Source organism: Bariatricus sp. HCP28S3_A7, from assembly GCF_052066375.1.
Lineage (GTDB): Bacteria > Bacillota > Clostridia > Lachnospirales > Lachnospiraceae > Allocoprococcus.
The window spans coordinates 1-324 of sequence record NZ_JBQHSG010000104.1 but is presented as its reverse complement, the minus strand read 5'-3'; the positions used below and the strand labels follow the sequence as shown (position 1 = coordinate 324).

1 pseudogene is annotated in these 324 nt (G+C 38.0%); it reads left to right on the top strand.

The features are described from left to right. Nucleotides 1-124: 124 nt before the first annotated feature. Nucleotides 125-324 (top strand): annotated as a pseudogene (locus tag ACTNA4_RS16165) (transposase); the annotation flags it as partial.

Sequence of the window (324 nt, the reverse complement as noted above, 5' to 3'; positions counted from 1 at the left end):
ATGATATTGGGGTCAAAAGCCCCTCTATAGTACCTTGAAAAGTTCATATATTTTGCAGTAAATACAAGCCTAAATGGTTTACTTGCTGTATAATAGAGATATCTTAGGAAGGAAGGTAATCTCTATGTCATTCAAAGAAAACGCTTACCAGCAAATGTCTTTTACAGATAGTTTTTCCGGATTAACTGCCAGGGAACAGAAAGCACTGGAAAGATCCTGGGCAAAAGTTTTTGCCGATGAAATATTTCCTGCCATTGATGAAAAGCGTTTTTCTGTCTTATACAGTGATAAGGCATCCAGACCGAATACTCCGGTCAACGTGAT